Annotated in this window: 16 protein-coding genes; 6 read left to right on the top strand and 10 right to left on the bottom strand. The window is 66.6% G+C overall.

The annotated features are described in order from the left end of the window. Nucleotides 1-58 precede the first annotated feature (58 nt). The 5 genes from IEY49_RS10800 to ubiE all read left to right on the top strand — a co-directional run bounded on the left by IEY49_RS10800 (nt 59) and on the right by ubiE (nt 3,882). The gene (locus IEY49_RS10800; RefSeq protein ID WP_189008167.1) at nt 59-793 is read left to right on the top strand and encodes a hypothetical protein; all 735 of its coding nucleotides are present in this window, start codon (nt 59-61) and stop codon (nt 791-793) included. Further along, the gene (locus IEY49_RS10795) at nt 790-1,410 is read left to right on the top strand and encodes a hypothetical protein (protein WP_189008165.1); all 621 of its coding nucleotides are present in this window, start codon (nt 790-792) and stop codon (nt 1,408-1,410) included. Before IEY49_RS10800 ends, IEY49_RS10795 begins: the two co-directional genes overlap by 4 nt. Nucleotides 1,411-1,525: 115 nt before the next feature. Further along, on the top strand, nt 1,526-2,713 hold the full coding sequence (locus IEY49_RS10790) for a BioF/Kbl family PLP-dependent acyltransferase (protein WP_189008163.1): 1,188 nt from the start codon (nt 1,526-1,528) through the stop codon (nt 2,711-2,713). Nucleotides 2,714-2,723: 10 nt separating this feature from the next. Further along, nucleotides 2,724-3,113: a GNAT family N-acetyltransferase gene (locus IEY49_RS10785; RefSeq protein WP_229780739.1), complete on the top strand. Its 390-nt coding sequence runs from the start codon at nt 2,724-2,726 to the stop codon at nt 3,111-3,113. A gap of 49 nt (nt 3,114-3,162) precedes the next feature. Continuing rightward, entirely contained in the window at nt 3,163-3,882 is a 720-nt protein-coding gene (ubiE, locus tag IEY49_RS10780) for a bifunctional demethylmenaquinone methyltransferase/2-methoxy-6-polyprenyl-1,4-benzoquinol methylase UbiE (RefSeq protein WP_189008161.1), read from the top strand. A 97-nt stretch (nt 3,883-3,979) separates the two neighbouring features. On the opposite strand, the gene IEY49_RS10775 is transcribed toward ubiE, so the two are convergent. The 10 genes from IEY49_RS10775 to IEY49_RS10730 all read right to left on the bottom strand — a co-directional run bounded on the left by IEY49_RS10775 (nt 3,980) and on the right by IEY49_RS10730 (nt 14,801). Beyond that, a complete protein-coding gene (locus tag IEY49_RS10775) occupies nt 3,980-5,821 on the bottom strand; it encodes an ABC transporter ATP-binding protein (protein ID WP_189008158.1) in 1,842 nt (613 codons plus the stop codon). A 145-nt stretch (nt 5,822-5,966) separates the two neighbouring features. Continuing rightward, entirely contained in the window at nt 5,967-6,869 is a 903-nt protein-coding gene (locus tag IEY49_RS10770; protein WP_189008155.1) for a c-type cytochrome, read from the bottom strand. Nucleotides 6,870-6,930: 61 nt separating this feature from the next. Further along, nucleotides 6,931-7,287, bottom strand: coding sequence for an MGMT family protein (locus tag IEY49_RS10765; protein ID WP_189008153.1), 357 nt, complete (start codon nt 7,285-7,287; stop codon nt 6,931-6,933). Beyond that, nucleotides 7,284-9,041 (bottom strand): N-acetylmuramoyl-L-alanine amidase, encoded by a 1,758-nt coding sequence (locus IEY49_RS10760; protein WP_189008150.1) that lies wholly within the window; start codon nt 9,039-9,041, stop codon nt 7,284-7,286. The genes IEY49_RS10765 and IEY49_RS10760 overlap by 4 nt, the downstream gene beginning before the upstream one ends. Before the next feature lie 255 nt (nt 9,042-9,296). Beyond that, nucleotides 9,297-10,184: a peptidoglycan-binding domain-containing protein gene (locus IEY49_RS10755; protein ID WP_189008147.1), complete on the bottom strand. Its 888-nt coding sequence runs from the start codon at nt 10,182-10,184 to the stop codon at nt 9,297-9,299. A gap of 46 nt (nt 10,185-10,230) precedes the next feature. Continuing rightward, on the bottom strand, nt 10,231-11,415 hold the full coding sequence (locus IEY49_RS10750) for a GNAT family N-acetyltransferase (protein WP_189008144.1): 1,185 nt from the start codon (nt 11,413-11,415) through the stop codon (nt 10,231-10,233). Continuing rightward, nucleotides 11,400-12,455: an agmatine deiminase family protein gene (locus tag IEY49_RS10745; protein ID WP_189008141.1), complete on the bottom strand. Its 1,056-nt coding sequence runs from the start codon at nt 12,453-12,455 to the stop codon at nt 11,400-11,402. Before IEY49_RS10745 ends, IEY49_RS10750 begins: the two co-directional genes overlap by 16 nt. A gap of 36 nt (nt 12,456-12,491) precedes the next feature. Then, on the bottom strand, nt 12,492-12,845 hold the full coding sequence (locus IEY49_RS10740) for a hypothetical protein (RefSeq protein WP_189008138.1): 354 nt from the start codon (nt 12,843-12,845) through the stop codon (nt 12,492-12,494). A 71-nt stretch (nt 12,846-12,916) separates the two neighbouring features. Then, on the bottom strand, nt 12,917-13,183 hold the full coding sequence (locus IEY49_RS10735) for a hypothetical protein (RefSeq protein WP_229780738.1): 267 nt from the start codon (nt 13,181-13,183) through the stop codon (nt 12,917-12,919). Nucleotides 13,184-13,412: 229 nt separating this feature from the next. Continuing rightward, the gene (locus tag IEY49_RS10730; RefSeq protein WP_189008132.1) at nt 13,413-14,801 is read right to left on the bottom strand and encodes an RNB domain-containing ribonuclease; all 1,389 of its coding nucleotides are present in this window, start codon (nt 14,799-14,801) and stop codon (nt 13,413-13,415) included. Nucleotides 14,802-14,992: 191 nt separating this feature from the next. Between IEY49_RS10730 and IEY49_RS10725 the strand changes: the two genes are divergently transcribed. Beyond that, nucleotides 14,993-15,862 (top strand): hypothetical protein, encoded by an 870-nt coding sequence (locus tag IEY49_RS10725; RefSeq protein ID WP_189008129.1) that lies wholly within the window; start codon nt 14,993-14,995, stop codon nt 15,860-15,862. Nucleotides 15,863-15,866: the final 4 nt, after the last annotated feature.

Here is a 15,866-nt window from a genome sequence, read left to right as displayed (position 1 = left end):
GGCTGCGTGGGCAGATCTGCTCGCGCAGCCGTTTTCTTGTGAGTACAGTGAGTGGTGCATGAAGGTTTTCCCATCCAAGCACATCGTATGGCTGGCCGGCTCTGTGGCGCTGAGCGCATTGCTGACTGCCTGCCCCAAACCCCCACCTACGCCCGACCCCAGTGTCTCGCTGAGCTTCGAGTTCCCCGAAGTCATGGTCAGCGCCGACCTGCGTCTGGGTGCCATCTACTTCCAGCAGGACGGCCACCAGGTCAAGGTCAAGAGGCTCTCCACCTACCCGAACTTCTCGGCGACCTCCGGCACTGCCTCGCCCCAGCAGGTCAACCGCGCGTCGGTGCACCTCAGCGGTTACGAACTGCTCGAACTGCGGAGGGTTCCGGGGTGTGTCTCTCCCTTCCTTACCGGTGAAGCCCAGGGCATGACCGCAGTCACGGTCACGCCTGAAAACGTGCTGACCTGCAACGTCTACTTCACGCTGTTCCGCGACGCCAACGGCGACGGTCTGCCCTCCGTCAGCGAGGAGCTGTACAACACCCATACCATCTACAGCCACGCCTCCACACCCTTTACCTACCGCTTCAGTCACGCCAGCGGCCACAGCACCGAGACCGGCACCCGCACCCAGGGCTGGTCGCTGGTGCGCCATGAGGTTCTGCAGCCCAGCGCCACGCCGGGCCAGTACCGCGTCACCATGAACAGTGGACCGCGAGAGGACAGCGCGCTGCCCATCCGCCTGCACGAGCCGACCAACCGCCTGATCAGCCAGAGCCTGAAGACCGGAGGAACGAAATGAAGCGCCTGCCCCTCCTGATTCCCGCTCTGCTGCTGGCGGCCTGCGGTGCCGCGCCCAGTGCTCCAGACGGCGGCCGCCCCCCGCTGCCCACCGGCGTCGAAGTCCGCTTCCCAGCGGCACCAGCAGGCAGCTACCTCTCGCTGGTCACCGTCCGGGGCGAGAACGTGTACGAGGTGCCGGTTCCGGCAGGCACCACCGTTCTGGCCGTCAACCCCGCCCGCTGGGCGGGAGCATCGGCCCGCGCGCAGGAGCTGAGCACGCTGCTGCCGGCCGGCGTGGTGGCGGGCAGCCTGACTCCGGCCACCTCAGGCGCCCGCGTCACGCTGCTGCAATGGCTGATGTGGCGCGACCACAACACCAACGGCACCCGCGATGAGGGCGAGGTCCTGCCGCTGATGAGTCACGACCGTGTTGCCTACAGCACGGAAGCAACCGACGTCAGTTTCCGCAGCGCTGCGCCCGAGATGCAGCAGCGCTGGACCTTCAAGGCCGGCTGGTCACGTGCCGAGCACTATGTGTACCTGCCGCTCAACAGCACGACCTACCAGCGTTCCCTGATCAGCGCGGCCGTCGAGCGCTACACCCTGCACGAGCCCACCCCCGTCACCAGTCAGTAAATGCTGGCCTGAGGGCCCCCGTCAGAAAATAGGGCAGTCAGGAAATCGGGACAGCAGGCCACGCGGCGCCGGAGCACTCCGGCGCCGCTTCTGTCTGCGCCCGTAGACTGCCGCTATGACCACCTCCCTGTCCGAACGCCTGACTCAAGAGCTGTCCAGCCTGCGCGAATCGGGGCTGCTGATTCACCCGCGGGTGCTGGACAGTGCCAACCGTGCCCGCACCCGGGTGGACGGCCGGGAGGTCGTGAACCTTGCCAGCAACAACTACCTGGGCTTTGCCGACCATCCGGCGCTCAAAGCCCGCGCCGAGCAGTACCTGCGCGAGTGGGGCGCCGGGGCGGGCGCCGTGCGCACCATTGCCGGAACACTGCGCATCCACGAGGACTTCGAGCGTCAGATTGCCGACTTCAAGCACACCGGCAGCGCACTGGTGCTGCACAGCGGCTTCACCACCAACCAGGGCGTGCTGGGCGCCCTGCTGCGGGAAGGCGACCTGGTTGTCAGCGACGAGCTGAACCACGCCAGCATCATCGACGGACTGCGCCTGACCAAGGCGACCAAGAAGGTCTTCAAGCATGCGGACCCGGAGGATCTGCGGCGTATCCTCGCGGAAAACGACACCGACGGCCTGAAGCTGGTCGTCACCGACGGCGTGTTCAGCATGGACGGCGACCTGGCTCCGCTCGACCGGCTGGTGGCGGTGGCCCGCGAGTTCGGCGCCGTGACCTACGTGGACGACGCCCACGGCTCGGGCGTCATGGGCGCGCAGGGACGCGGCACGGTTCACCACTTCGGCTTCGAGTATGCCGACGATGTCATTCAGGTCGGCACGCTCAGTAAGGCCTGGGGGGGCGTGGGCGGCTACGCGGCCGGGCACGCCGACCTGCGCCAGCTGCTGATCAACCGCGCCCGGCCGTACCTGTTTTCCACCGCGCAGCCTCCGGCCGTGGTGGGCGCCCTGAGCGCCGCGCTCGACGAGGTGCAGCGCGACCCCAGCCTGATGGAGCGCTTGTGGGACAACACCCGCTACTTCAAGACCGAGCTCGAGGGTCTGGGCTTCGACATCATGGGCAGCGTGACGCCCATCACGCCGGTGGTCTTCGGCGAAGCCAGCGCGGCCTTCGAGGCCAGCCGTCAGCTGTTCGACCTGGGCATCTTTGCGGTCGGTCTGGGCTTCCCCACCGTGCCGCGCAACCTGGCCCGCATCCGCAACATCGTGACCGCCGAGCACACCCGTGAGGACCTCGATCAGGCGCTGGCCGCCTACGCACAGGTCGGCCGGGCCCTGGGCGTCATCCGTTAGGCGTGAGGGGTTGATCCGCTACCGCGTCCGCGAGACGGTCGAGTTCGCCGCGCTGACCGAACTGGTCCGTGCTGCCTGGGGTGGGCAGGAGGACGGCAGCAGCTGGCCCGGCATTCTGGCGCGCAGCCTGACCTGGGTCTGCGCCTACGAGGGTCCCACCCTGATCGGCTTCGTCAATGTGGCCTGGGACGGCGGCCGGCACGCTTTCCTGCTGGATACCACGGTGCATCCGGACCACCAGAGGCGTGGTATCGGCGTGCGTCTGGTGGAGGAGGCTGCAGCCTCGGCCCGGGCGGGCGGCGCGCACTGGCTGCATGTGGATTTCGAGCCTCATCTGGCAGGCTTCTATGCCCGCTGTGGCTTTGGGCCCACAGCAGCCGGGCTGCTCCGGCTGGGCTGATCCACGTTCTTCCGGTCTGTCCCACCCGGGGGGCCCTATCATCGGCGCTATGACGAACAGGCCGCCGGTGGGAGATCGCCAGGACAAGGGCAGGGACGTGCAGGCCATGTTTGCCAGCATCGCGCCGCGGTATGACCTGCTCAACCGTGTGCTGAGCCTCGGTGTGGACCGCTCGTGGCGCCGGGCCGCCGCCGCCGAGGCGCTCGCATTGGGGCCGAAGCGCATTCTGGATGTGGCCACCGGCACGGCCGATTTTGCACTGGAGCTCAAGGCGCGCGCTCCACAGGCTGAGGTGGTCGGCAGCGATTTCGTGCCGCAGATGCTGGAGATCGGCCGGGAAAAGGCGCGGGCGCGCTACCTGGAGATCACCCTGGAAGAAGGCGACGCCCTGAATCTTCCCTATCCGGATGCCAGCTTCGACACGGTGACCTGCTCGTTCGGGTTTCGTAATTTCGCGGACTACGCCCGGGGGCTGGCCGAGTTTCACCGGGTGCTGCGCCCGGGGGGGCGGGCCGTGATCCTGGAGTTTCCGCCACCCGCCAGAGGGCTCTTTGGCAGCGTGTTCCGCTTCTACTTCCAGCAGGTGCTGCCGCGTATCGGCGCGCTGATCAGCGGCAACGCCGGGGCGTACACCTACCTGCCGGAAAGCGTGCTGGCCTTCCCTGACCCCGAGCGATTAGCCGGGCTGATGCGCGCCACCGGCTTCCGCAGCCGCTATCAGCGACTGACCTTCGGCATCGCGGCCATACATGTGGGGGACAAACTCTAGGATTGTTCAAGGCGCACCGCCCGCGTCCTCTCAATGTAGGCCTTGAATTTACCTGTTGTGAACTGCAGTCCTGGCCTCTGGCCGTCAGCCTCAGCGCCTACACCTCTGAACCGGCGGGCTCCAGAACCGGCGCCGCATCGTCGTACTGGCTGGCCTGAAGCCGCCACAGTTCGGCGTATTCACCGCCGCGCGCGAGCAGTTCGGCGTGCGTGCCGTCTTCAATCAGGCGGCCCTGTTTCATGACCAGAATGCGGTCGGCCATCAGCACGCTGCCCAGGCGGTGGGTGATCAGCAGGGTCGTGCGGCCCCGGCTGAGTGCTGCAAACGCACCGAAGACCTCGGCCTCACTTCGGGGGTCCAGCGCTGCGGTGGGCTCGTCCAGAATCAGTACGCGGGCGTCGCGGTAGAGCGCCCGCGCGGTGGCCAGCTTCTGCCACTGGCCGCCGGACAGGTCCACACCCCCGAACGTCTGCCCGATGCGCGCGTCCAGGCCGTTGTTGACGCGGTCCAGGGCCGCCGCCAGACCACTGCTGAAGACCGCCTGAGCCAGCCGGGCGTCTTCCTCGGAGTGGCCCAGCAGGATGTTGTCGCGCAGGGTCCACTCGAAGCGCGCGAAATCCTGGAAGACGGCAGCGACCTGCGTGCGCCAGGCCGCGATGTCCACCTTCCGCAGGTCCACCTGCTCACCCTCCTCGCCCAGAAGAATCTGACCTGCGTTGGGGTCGTAGAACCGCAGCAGCAGCTTGACCAGCGTGGTCTTCCCCGCGCCGTTCTCGCCCACGATGGCCACGGTCTGGCCCTCAGGAATGGTCACAGAAACGTTGTCCAGCACTGGCGGCAGGTCGCGGTAGCCAAACGACACGTTCTGCAATGTCAGGGTCAGGCGCGAGGGCACCGGCCTGGGCTCGGCGGGCGGCGCTACCCGGGGGGCCGCGTCCAGGAAGTCATGGTATTTCTGGAACCAGCGCAGGTGCTCGGTGCCCATGCCCAGGTACTCGGCCACGCTGCCCAGACTTTCGCGCACCTGCGCCAGGGCGGTGATGACCAGCACCACATCCCCGGCACTCAGGGTGCCCTGCCCGGCGCGCCACACGGCGTAGGCAAACAGCCCGGCGGTGACGGCCAGGGCCAGCGCCTGATGCGGCAGCACACCCACCACCTGTCTGTTGCGCATGCCGCGCATCACGCCCTGATAGGCCAGAGCCCCGCGCTGGTAGCGGCCCAGCAGGTAAGGCATCAGGTCGTACAGCCGGACCTCCTTGGCGTACTCGTGACGCATGCCGACCTGCTGGTCGTAGGCCAGTTCCCGCGCCTCCTGGGTGCGCTGGATGGCCAGGCTCCAGCCAACCTCCCGCAAGCGGATCTGGGCGTGTGCCAGCGGCAGAATGCCGGCCACCACCACCAGCGGTACCCACCAGCCGATGACCAGCAGGGCGCCGGCCACGCCCAGAACGCCGACCACCGCGCGCAGCAGCCCCAGGAGGGTGGCCACCAGATTCAGCGGACGAAATCGGGCTCCGGTCTGAAGCGTTTCGACATCGTCATGGAACCGGGGGTCTTCAACGACGTCCAGACCCGGCAGCGCCTGCATCTTGCGCATCAGGCTGGTAACCGTGCTGACGGTGAAGTGGTCGGCCGCATGGCCCTGCAGCACCGTACCGCCCACGTTCGTCAGTTGCCCGACCAGGGCGGTGGCGGCCCAGGCCAGCGCCAGCAGGGTCAGGTTGGCCTCGCCGCCCGAAGCAAGGCGCCCGATGCCGTCAATGGTCCACTTGCTCAGGAACACGCTGACCGCGGGCACCAGTCCCTGCACCACGACCACCGCCAGCAGCAGCGAAATAAGCCCTGGGGCGCAGCGCCACAGGTCAGGCAGGGTACGGAAAATCACGCCGAAGAGTTCTCCAGGGCGCGGTGCGGTGGAATTCAGGGGTTGGCGCATGGCCCCGGCAGTGTAGGAGCGGCCCGCCAGCCCTGTTGGAAGATCCCCGGCAGACACGGCGGGGGGACGGCGCTATGCTAGACTCAGAGAAGACGCCGCCTGGTTTCCCAGGCGGCGTTATCCGTGAAATCTGTCCTTAAAACCTTCAGTTCAGGCTGGTCACATACGCATGAATGCTGGCCAGGTCGGCGTCGGACAGCTGCGCCTCGGAGAAGCGGGGCATGTTCGGCCCCAGTTCACGGTCAGGAGCCTTGCCCTGGCGCACCGCGGCGGTGAACTGGGCCAGGGTCCACTTGTTGGCGTCGTCGGTCATGGCCGGCCCGATGCCACCCTCGCCGTTCTGACCATGGCAGCCGCCGCAGGAAGTGGCGAACAGGGTCTTGCCAGCGCCTGGGTTTCCAGCGGCTGCGTTTCCAGCATTTGTGGTGCCGGTGCCCGGCGTGCCAGTCCCGGTGTCCCCCGTGCCGCCCTCTCCTGCGGCGGGCGTGTCCTTCTCATTTTGCTGGCCACTACCCTCACCGCCTTCACCTGTGCCAGGACTGTTGTGCTCGGTGCCGATTTCCTGAATGCCTTTACCATCCGGGCCGGCGGCCTCACTGCCCTCCGGAGCCTCGACGCTGCGCTGCCGGGCGGGATCGTCCTCCCCAGCGTCCTCGGTGGCGATATCCTGGTTGTCGTTGCTGGTTCTGGCTGCCCCGGTCCCGGTGTTGCCCACCTCGCCGCCCTCGGGGCCCATGCCGGTGCTGTCATCGTCGCCGCCCGCACCTTCTCCCCCGGCCGTGGCGCCCTCGCGGTCATCCTGGGGGGTACCTGTGGTTCCCTCGCCCTCACCGCCGGGGGACTCCATGCCCGAGACCGACTCGCTGCCCCCCTCCTGCTCCTGACCGCCGGCCTGGTTGCCTTCAGCGGCGGCTGCCGTCTGTGCGGGACGCATCATGAGGGGCGTGGCAATCAGCAGGGTAATGCCCAGAATGACGCCCAGCGTGACGCCCAGCATCCAGGACACCACGCTGCCCGCCACCCAATGAGTGTTCCGCGTTCTGTTCATAGGGACAGCATACGCCCGGACCCCTGGGACGTTGGACTCAGCGTCCCTTCACACCGGCTTTCTACAGCAGCCGTTCAGGTGAAGCTGGCGCGGCCTCCGGGGGCCACCACTGCAGCCGTGCCAGATCACAGCGGCCCGAAGAGTCGAATGCCACCCCTTCGGACATCAGCAGCCTTTCTTGCATGTCCCCGAATCCCAGCTTGTGGGTGCTCACCCGTCCCTGGGCATTGATCACGCGCTGCCAGGGCAGATCGCTGCCGCCCATCAGGGCGTTCATTACATACCCGGCCTGGCGCGCCGCCCCGGGCTGACCGGCCAGCAGGGCGAGCTGTCCATAGGTCATCACCCGGCCCTCGGGGATGCGGGCCACCAGCGAAAGCACCCGGTCACGAAAGGAGGCTTCCGGGGTACTGGTCACTTCTCTGCGCCACCTGCACTGGGGGTCAGCACCTGCCGGCTGGCCGTCACCCCTGAGATCAGGGCCTCACGGATGCCGCTGGCCACCCCGAGAGCCACGCGGTCAAGATAGTTCTCGTCCTGCAGGTTCAGGCCGTCGACCGGGTGACTGGCGAAGCCGATCTCGATCAGCGCCGCCGGAACGCGGCTATTGCGCAAAACGCCCAGGGACAGGTTGTTTTTGAGCCCACGCGAGAAGGCGCCGGATTCCGCCACCATCGACCGCTGCAGGATCGCCGCGAGACTGCTCGACAGCGGGTGGTTGGGGTTCCACCAGGTCTCGATGCCGTAGCCGCGCAGGGCCGTCTTGGCTTCCAGCGCGTTGACGTGAATGCTGACAAACAGCTGCGTTCCGGGCGCACTAGTGGCGGCGCGCATTTCCAGGTCAGTGTTTTTACTGCTGTGTAGGGCGCGGTCGGTGTCGCGCGTCATGACCACATCCACACCAGCCGCCCGCAGCATGTCGCGTACGCGGAGCGCCACCCCCAGGGTAATTTCCTTTTCGATCACCGTGCCGACCGCCCCAGGGTCACGTCCACCATGACCCGGATCAAGCACCACACGCGGCTGGACATAGCTGGCACTCAGGGCCAGGATGGCCGTACCACGCGTGACCGGAACCGGGGGCACTGCAGCCAGGACTTTCTCGCGGGGGGACAGCGGCGTCAGGTTGGCCATCGCTGGCGAGATGTCGATCACCAGACGGGAGCGGTCGCTTCCGGACGGGGGCAACAGCTGGGCCCGCCAGCCGCTGCGCTCGGTGACCCGCGCGGCTGTCACCAGGGTCGCCTGCAGCCCTCCGCCAACCGGCTCGAAGCGCCAGGAGCGCAGTTCGGGGCTGATGTTCTCGGCACCCTGCGCCCCGCCGGTCACGCCGCTGAGTTCGATGCGCAGGCTGACACCCGAGGGCACAATGCGGTAGCTGGCACCGGCCGGAAGGTCCAGGACCAGACGTGTCTGTCCAGGGTTCTTGCCGATCCGCGGGGCGGACAGCTGTGCTCCCGCCTGCGCAGTTCCGGGAATGCGGCCCACGAGCGCGCTGGGCACATTGGCGTCGGCGCCGGGCAGCGCCGGGGCGGGGGGCAGCACCTTGACGGGCGCCACGGTGTCGCCTGGGGGCAGGCCTTCCTTGACCGGAGTCTTGACGGCAGTCGCCGGCGTCGCGGCGGCCGGGGCAGGGGTCACCCGCACATTTGCCTTCAGGGCAGCGCTGGCTCCGCCCTCGACGGTCGGACCGAACTCCAGGATCAGCACCCGGTTGCCGTTGGCCAGGGTGGCCTCGCTGGCCTTCCATCCATCGGTAAAGGACAGTGGGAAGGGGGTAATCAGGGTGGCCTGGCCCCCGCCGGCGCGGTACTCGCTGACGCTGGCCCCCAGGCGGGCGGTCATGGCCGGGATTACCCGCGCGCCCTGAATGTCCAGCCGCAGCCCCGTAAAGGTCGGAGTCAGGCTGTAGGTGACGCCAGGCTGCAGGTCAAAAACCACCCGGGTATTGCTGCCGTCGCTGCTGGCGCGCGGTGTCCCGAACGCCGCGTTCTGGGTTCCTGTGAGCTTCAGCGGCACTGTGACCGGAGGCGTGGTGGGCGAAGTGCCCCGCAATGCCGGCAGGGTCTGGACCGGAGCACTGCGCTGGAAGGGATCGCTGGACTGCGCGCGACCGTGACTCGCCATCGCAACCAGCAGGGCAGATGAGAGAAAGATGGCAATCCGCTTCATGCATCTACATCTTGACCCGAAACGCCGTGAGAAGCTATGTCCAGCACTCATTAGAACAGGGCACAGCATGAAGCCGCCGGAAGTCAGTCTTCCCGGCGGCTCCGTTCTGCGTTCTGCCCGGCGAAATCTACTCGCCTGCCCCGGTCAGAAAGAGGCCGTCTTTGTGACAAATGCTTTAAAAAGCAGGACCCCGGGCTATGACTGAGGCCGTAGAGGAATCACCAGCGGACAGGTCCAGACCGCCCGGATGAGAGATCAGGGAAGGCTGGGGACCACGAAGGTCCGGGCTCCGGAAGAGAACAAAGCAGTCCAGGTGGCCTGGTCGATCCGTCCGGTTACCGGCAGATCATTGGCTGCCTGGAAGACCCGGACGGTCGCTGCCGTCACTGGGCCAAACCAGCCGTCGCCCTGGCCGCCACGGCTGTTCTCGGTCAGCTGGATCAGGCGGTTCTGGGCCGCCCGGATATCTGCACCATTCATGCGCTGTTCCTGAAGTTGCAGGACACGGGTAAACGGAACGGGTGCCACGCCCGATCCGCTGCTGGTCGCCGGGGGGGGAGCGGCCGGCCGGGGCGCGGGCTGGGCTGACGCCGGTTTGGCCACGGAAGCTGGTCTGGCCGCCACTGGCTTGGGTGGTGCTGGCTTGGGCGCCGTCTTTGCGGGCTCTGGACGCGCGATAGTGACCTTGGCCGGCTCGGCACGGTTGACCGTGACTTTCGGGGCTGGGGTTGCAGCGCTGCTTGCCGGTGCACTGGCCGGCGCCGAGTTCGGCGGCGTGTCCAGGTATACCAGCGTCTGTGCCCGGCCGTCCGGGTCGGCCTGCAGCCGCAGGTAGACGTATCCCCCAGGAGTCTCCAGCCAGTTGTAGACGCTGCGCTGGCTGTCACGGCTGCGCCAGACCCCCTGCAGGTCACTGCCCACTGTGGCACTCAGCTTGCTGCGGACCTGCTCGACGGTGAGGGACGCACCCACACATTTCTTGTCGGGGGTGCCGACCTTGGCGTAGCTTGCAGGACAGTCACGCAGCACCCCATTTATCCTGGATGCCACACGCATCGCAGCCTGTTCCACCTGTATAGCGGTAGGGGCAGCGGACGCAGGAGCGGCCAGAGCCAGCGTGAATGTGAGCGCAGTAAACCTCATGGGTTAGTGGTAGCACGCTGGACCTGACGGGGGCTGAGCCGCTGGTCTAGGCCTCTTCTGGGCACGTTAACCCCAGTCTGCGCCCGGATCTTCCCTGGGGCCTGTGCAAGCCGCTGCGCAGGTGCATGGCCTCCTGGTACTCGGGGGCAAAACTGTGAACCAGGACGGCCATCACCCCGTGCTCATCGACCTGCAGGCCCTGCATAAAGAAACCGGCCCGCAGTTTGGGAATCAGGACCGCGTTGTTGGTGGCATGGTGATGGCTGCGCACCAGGTCATAGCCCTTGGCCTGCAGCGCCCGCAGCACCACCGGCAGCAGCCGGCTGTAGAGGCCCTGGCCGCGGTGAGCCGGCAGCAGGGCGGTGTTGACCATGTAGGCCGTGCGGCGGTCCCACTGCCGCGAGAGCTGCCAGCCGGCCACCTGCCCCTGGTGCCCGATCAGCCAGGCATAGCGGCGGCCTGCCGGATCTTCCAGCCGTGGCGCGGCCGGCCAGTCAAACGACACACTGCTGTAGGCGGAATGTTCCAGTTGTCTGTACACGTCGAGGTAAAGCTCGTAGCCCACCGGGTGAAGGGTGTATCCACTCCCCAGGTCTTCTTCCGGGCCTGGGCTGGCAGGCATCTTTACCTGAGGGACTGGAGCCGGCGCCTGCGTGCCGGGCGGCCTGAGCCCCAGGCGCCGCGCCGCCTCGCCCCGGGCACCCTGGGCCTCAGGTGCGCGAAAACCGCTACGGACATGCTGCGCTTCCTGGTAGGCCGGGTCCAGCGAGAGCGTCAGGGCCACATTGAGTCCGCCCTCGTACAGGTTCAGGCCCTGCACCAGGAAGCCGGCACGCAGCTTGGGCACGATCACGCGGTTGTTGGTCGCGCGGTGGTGGCTCTGGACCAGGGTGTACCCGGCAGTGCGGAAGGCCTGCAGCACTGCAGGCAGCAGCCGGGTGTACAGACCTCTGCCCTGGTGCTCCGGCAGGATGCCGGTATCGGCCATATAGACGGTGCGTTCGTCGCGTTGGTGGGCGTGGCTCCAGCCGATGAGTTCGGTGCCGTGGTACAGGCCCCAGGTGAAGTCCTCGCCGAGGGGAGGCGGCGCCTTCGCAGGTGGATCAAAGGCATACAACCAGTTGCCTCCGAAGATCCAGCCTTCCAGCCGGGCGCACGCCTCGCGGTAGCTTTCGAGTGGGATCGGCCGGGCGGTGTAACCCCAACCCAGGTCAATCACTTCCCGGTCCACACCGTCCCCCGGGGCTGCTGCTGGGTCACGCAGTGAAAGCTGCCGCCGCCCTCGATGATCTTGCGGCTGGGCAGGCCGATGACCTCACGCTCCGGAAACAGGGGCCGCAGGACTTCCAGCGCCCGGGCATCGTTCGGGTCTCCGTACATGGGCACCACGACAAAACCGTTCCCGATGTAGAAGTTGGCGTAGGTGGGAGGCAGCCGACCCTCGGCGCCCTCGAGCCGGCTGGCCGGCAGCGGCAGTTCCACGATCCGGAACTGCCGACCGTCCTGATCGGTCATCTGACGCAGGGCTTCAAGATTGTTCTGCATCACCGCGTGGTTGGGATCTGCCGGATTGCTCTCGACACTGGTGACGATGGTGCGCTCGTCGGTAAAGCGGGTGATGGTATCGATGTGCCCGTCGGTGTGGTCGTTTTCCAGGCCACCGTCCAGCCACAGCAGCCTGGACACGCCCAGGGTGTCGTGCAGCAGGGCGCCGTACCCCTCTTCAGAAAGGCCGGGATTACGGGTGTCGGTCAGAAAGCACGAGCGGGTGGTCAGCCCTGTGCCCAGGCCGTTGACTTCCAGACCGCCCCCTTCAAGAACCTCGGGACGGTCCCAGTGGGCGGCCCACAGGACCCGTGCCACATATTCCGGGACCTGGTCGTCATGCTCCCAGCTGAACTTGCCACCCCAGGAGTTGAAGCGCCAGTTCACAAAGGCCAGCTCGTCACCGCGGCGCACGAAGATCGGCCCGTTGTCCCGCAGCCAGACGTCATCCAAAGGCAGACGGTGATAGGTGACGTCCGCACCCGCCAGCCGCGCCCGGGCATTCTCCTCACTCTCGGCGTCGCGTACCAGCAGCTCTACCGGCTCAAAGCGTGCGATGGTCCGGACGAGTCCCGCGAATTCCTCGCGCACCCCGTCCAGATGACCAAACCACAGGTCGTCGTCGGCGGGCCAGCTCATCCAGGTGGCGGCATGAGGCTCCCATTCGGCCGGCATGCGGAACCCCAGCTCATGGGGCGAAGGATCGGAGGGCAGGAAATGCTGCATGCCCCGTATTAGACCAGACGGGCGTGAAGGACAGCCTTAAGGCCGCTGGTCGGTCAGGGTCACGGGGACCGGGGTGCGGTCGCCGGCCATCCGCTCGGGCGCCGCACTGATTCGCAGGCCGGCCCAGGACACGCTGGAGTTTTCGGGAAACTCGAGCCTGAGCAGACGCACCTGCGCGCCCTGCCGCACCAGCACACTGGCTTTCAGTTCGCCGGCACGTACACAGCGTGCGTTCATGGGGCAGCGGCTGTCACGGACCGACAGTACGGTGAGCTGCTGTGGTCCCAACGCCGCACCTTGACCGGCCACGAGAGACACACTGGCCGCCTGAGCTGAAAAGCTCGGGGGCAGCACGGCAGCAGCCAGTACGAATAAGAGTGCAGGACGCATTTGCGTCAGTCTGGCCCTCCAAGGTGAAGGGGATCGGACCGCTCCCGGCCGCCGGTGCCCGCCGACCCTGGTCAGCCGATCAGGCTGTCACCGGCGCAGCCCATCGCATGGAAATGCCGCGCCTTGTCCAGCATGCCCATGCGCTCGTAGCACTCGCACAGGCGCAGGGCGAAAAATTCCATGGCCCGGCAGTCCTCACGCCGCTCGGCGGCTTCCAGACACTCGCGGTAGTGCCGCACGGCGAGGTGATACTGGGCCTGCTCTGCAGCGTGCTGAGCACGGCAGTGGCTCATTCGGAGAGACACGATGTCGCTCTTAATGCGGCTCACGGCGTTCATGACAGGCAGTGTAAACATCACTGCCTGCATATGAATGAAAGATGAATCAGGTTTGACAGGACAAAATATGTGTTGTACACGGTCTTTTTTCCGCTGTAGACAAAATCATAGTGTGAGGTTCGTTGTGTTGATCTCCGGGCAAGAGGGGGCCGTAGAGTTCCCAGACCGGCTGGGTCTGGAGGAACCGCTGCCCAGCGCTGTCTGTGTGCCCAGGCAGAACAAAGGAGAGTTACTGACTGCGGGCGCGTACGCTCAGCGCCGGCAGATTCACGTCGGTCAGGCGCAACCGCAGCTCAGTCCCGGGGGCTGCCGGGGTGCTCAGGGGCAGGTCGAAGGCCAGTTCGGGAATCAGCAGGGTCGCCTGCGGGCCACGCCGGTCGACCACCACGGCGGTCCATTCCCGTTCCGGCTGCGAGGCGACAAACCGCAGGGTGTGGTGTTTGCGGCTCAGGCGCTCGGCCTGCCGGGTGGCGTCGGCATTCAGGCTGGCCTGGGCAATATGGGCGGCCATGACCTTGCCGCTCATGGGTTCGCCGCCGCTCAGAAAGGCCCGCAGCTGCTGGTGCACCACCAGATCAAGGTACCGGCGCATGGGGCTCGTGACCTGGGCGTACAGGTCCAGGCCCATGCCATGGTGCGGCCCCGGCACCGGCTGAAAGCGCGTGCGGGCCAGGGTTTTTCGGCGTGCCCACTGGGCGCTCAGCGTGTCTCCACGCACCTCCCGGGTGGGGTAGTCCTGGGTCGCGAACGGCAGCGGCACCTCGTTGTCGTCGGCGAAGATTGCGGCTCCCCAACCCGCCAGCGTCATGCATTCCTGCACCACAAAGCGCATTTCCGGCTTGGGCAGAGGACTCACCACGGCGCCCTGGTCGTCGGCCTTGACCCGCACCTCGGGCAGATCGATGCTCAGGGCACCCTCGGCCTCACGCAGGGCACGGCTGGCCCGGGCCAGGCGCTGCAGCGTGACAAACGGCTCCTGCCCGGCCTCCAGGCGGGCCTGGGTCTGCGTGTAGGTCAGCCGCTCCACCCGGACTGTAGTCAGGTAGACGTCCACCGAGTCGGCGTTGCCGTCCTGGTCCAGATCCAGGGCTATAGACAGTGCTGGTGTGGTCGGGTGCAGGCCCAGGCCCGTTTTCTCGACCAGCTCGTCAGGCAGCATGCCGATGGTCTGGTCGGGCAGGTACAGCGTTGCGCCCCGTGAACGGGCTTCCAGGTCCAGCGCACTGTCGGGTGGCACCAGGGCGGCGACATCCGCCACATGCACCCACAGACGGGTGAGCCCGTCTCCCAGCACTTCGATGCCTACCGCGTCGTCCGGGTCGCGGTTGCCTTCATCGTCTATGGCATAGGCCTCCAGGTGTGTCAGGTCCAGCCGGTCCTCCGGTGCAAAGTCCGGCACCGGAAGGGTGACGGGGTGGAGCGCCGCCTGCAGGCGATCGGCATAGGGAGTACGGGCCTCGGACCACAAGCCCAGCCGCAGCAGCAGAGTATGGGCACTTTCCGGCGTTTCTGGCAGCCCGAGATCGCGCAGGGTCCGGCTTTTTTCCTGCCGCCCGCGTGCCAGCAGTTCAAGCTCGGTGCGCTGCGCGGAAGTCAGGTCAGGCAGTGGGACAGTCATGACCACGAGGATAGGGTGCCGACCCCATTGTCACTGAATAGAAAGTTGAACTTTGTAGAAGTGGCCGGTAAGCCAAGCATCAGTGCCATTTTCTCCTCTCCACTGTGCTCAGGTCGTCGAATTATTACTGAATAGAAAGTCAGACTTGACACTTAGCGAGATCTATGTTTCTATGTCCACAGGAGGCGAGCATGAGTGAGCAGCAATCATCCGAGGAGTTCCGTGCACAGGTCGAGCGTCTGGTGGCCGAAGGCAAACTCACCCCCGAGGAAGCCCGGAGCCTGGTAGAAGGACTCGACCAGCCCGACACCTCGCCGATGGACGTGGTGTACACCGCGTCCGGCGACGGAGACACTCCGCCCGACCTGCGGCTGGACATCCATGGCTTTACCTTGCAGGTGGTGCAGGATGCCGCACAGGTCAGTCCACAGCTACATGTCAGCGAGGACGGCCGGGTGCTGCTGGAAGCCACTTCGCAGGGCTGGCACGTGTCCCACCGCCGCGGCCAGAATCACAGCAACCGCCACAACGTGCGGGCCGTGCTGACCCTTCCATTTACGCCCCGGCACGTCTTTGCCGAGGTCCACGGTGGGGCCCTGACCCTGCCCGATATCGCCGGTGAGATGCAGGCCAAGGTGCATGGCGGGAACGTCCGGATGGGTCAGGCGCTCAGCCTGCAGGCCGAAGTTCACGGTGGAAATCTGACTGCCACCGAAATCGGCGGTCCCACCCAGCTGAATGTCCATGGCGGCAACCTCAGCCTGACCGGTGCCGAGTCGCTGAATGCCAGCGTCAACGGCGGCAACCTCAAGTGGGCCGGCGTACTGGGAGACGGCACCCATCGCCTGGACGTGAATGCCGGAAATGCCACTCTGTACCTCAACACCGGCAGCAGTCTGCAGGTGGATGCCGAGGTCACGATGGGCGCCTTCAAGGCCAACTTCCCTACCCAGAAGCAGGGCAGTTTTGTGACCACCCGGCACAGTGGGCAACTGGGCACCGGAACTGGCCGCCTGAGCTGCCGCGTGGCGGCTGGCCAGCTGAAGCTGGTGACGCCATGAGCGG

It is taken from the genome of Deinococcus malanensis, assembly GCF_014647655.1.
GTDB lineage: Bacteria > Deinococcota > Deinococci > Deinococcales > Deinococcaceae > Deinococcus > Deinococcus malanensis.
Note: the sequence above shows the minus strand (reverse complement) of the source record. Positions and strands in the feature narration are given on the sequence as shown.

Coding starts and splice junctions, on each gene's coding strand:
- IEY49_RS10800 (WP_189008167.1), top strand. CDS start 59: ATGAAGGTTTTCCCATCCAAGCACATCGTATGGCTGGCCGGCTCTGTG.
- IEY49_RS10795 (WP_189008165.1), top strand. CDS start 790: ATGAAGCGCCTGCCCCTCCTGATTCCCGCTCTGCTGCTGGCGGCCTGC.
- IEY49_RS10790 (WP_189008163.1), top strand. CDS start 1,526: ATGACCACCTCCCTGTCCGAACGCCTGACTCAAGAGCTGTCCAGCCTG.
- ubiE (WP_189008161.1), top strand. CDS start 3,163: ATGACGAACAGGCCGCCGGTGGGAGATCGCCAGGACAAGGGCAGGGAC.
- IEY49_RS10775 (WP_189008158.1), bottom strand. CDS start 5,821: ATGCGCCAACCCCTGAATTCCACCGCACCGCGCCCTGGAGAACTCTTC.
- IEY49_RS10770 (WP_189008155.1), bottom strand. CDS start 6,869: ATGAACAGAACGCGGAACACTCATTGGGTGGCGGGCAGCGTGGTGTCC.
- IEY49_RS10760 (WP_189008150.1), bottom strand. CDS start 9,041: ATGAAGCGGATTGCCATCTTTCTCTCATCTGCCCTGCTGGTTGCGATG.
- IEY49_RS10755 (WP_189008147.1), bottom strand. CDS start 10,184: ATGAGGTTTACTGCGCTCACATTCACGCTGGCTCTGGCCGCTCCTGCG.
- IEY49_RS10745 (WP_189008141.1), bottom strand. CDS start 12,455: ATGCAGCATTTCCTGCCCTCCGATCCTTCGCCCCATGAGCTGGGGTTC.
- IEY49_RS10740 (WP_189008138.1), bottom strand. CDS start 12,845: ATGCGTCCTGCACTCTTATTCGTACTGGCTGCTGCCGTGCTGCCCCCG.
- IEY49_RS10735 (WP_229780738.1), bottom strand. CDS start 13,183: ATGAACGCCGTGAGCCGCATTAAGAGCGACATCGTGTCTCTCCGAATG.
- IEY49_RS10730 (WP_189008132.1), bottom strand. CDS start 14,801: ATGACTGTCCCACTGCCTGACCTGACTTCCGCGCAGCGCACCGAGCTT.
- IEY49_RS10725 (WP_189008129.1), top strand. CDS start 14,993: ATGAGTGAGCAGCAATCATCCGAGGAGTTCCGTGCACAGGTCGAGCGT.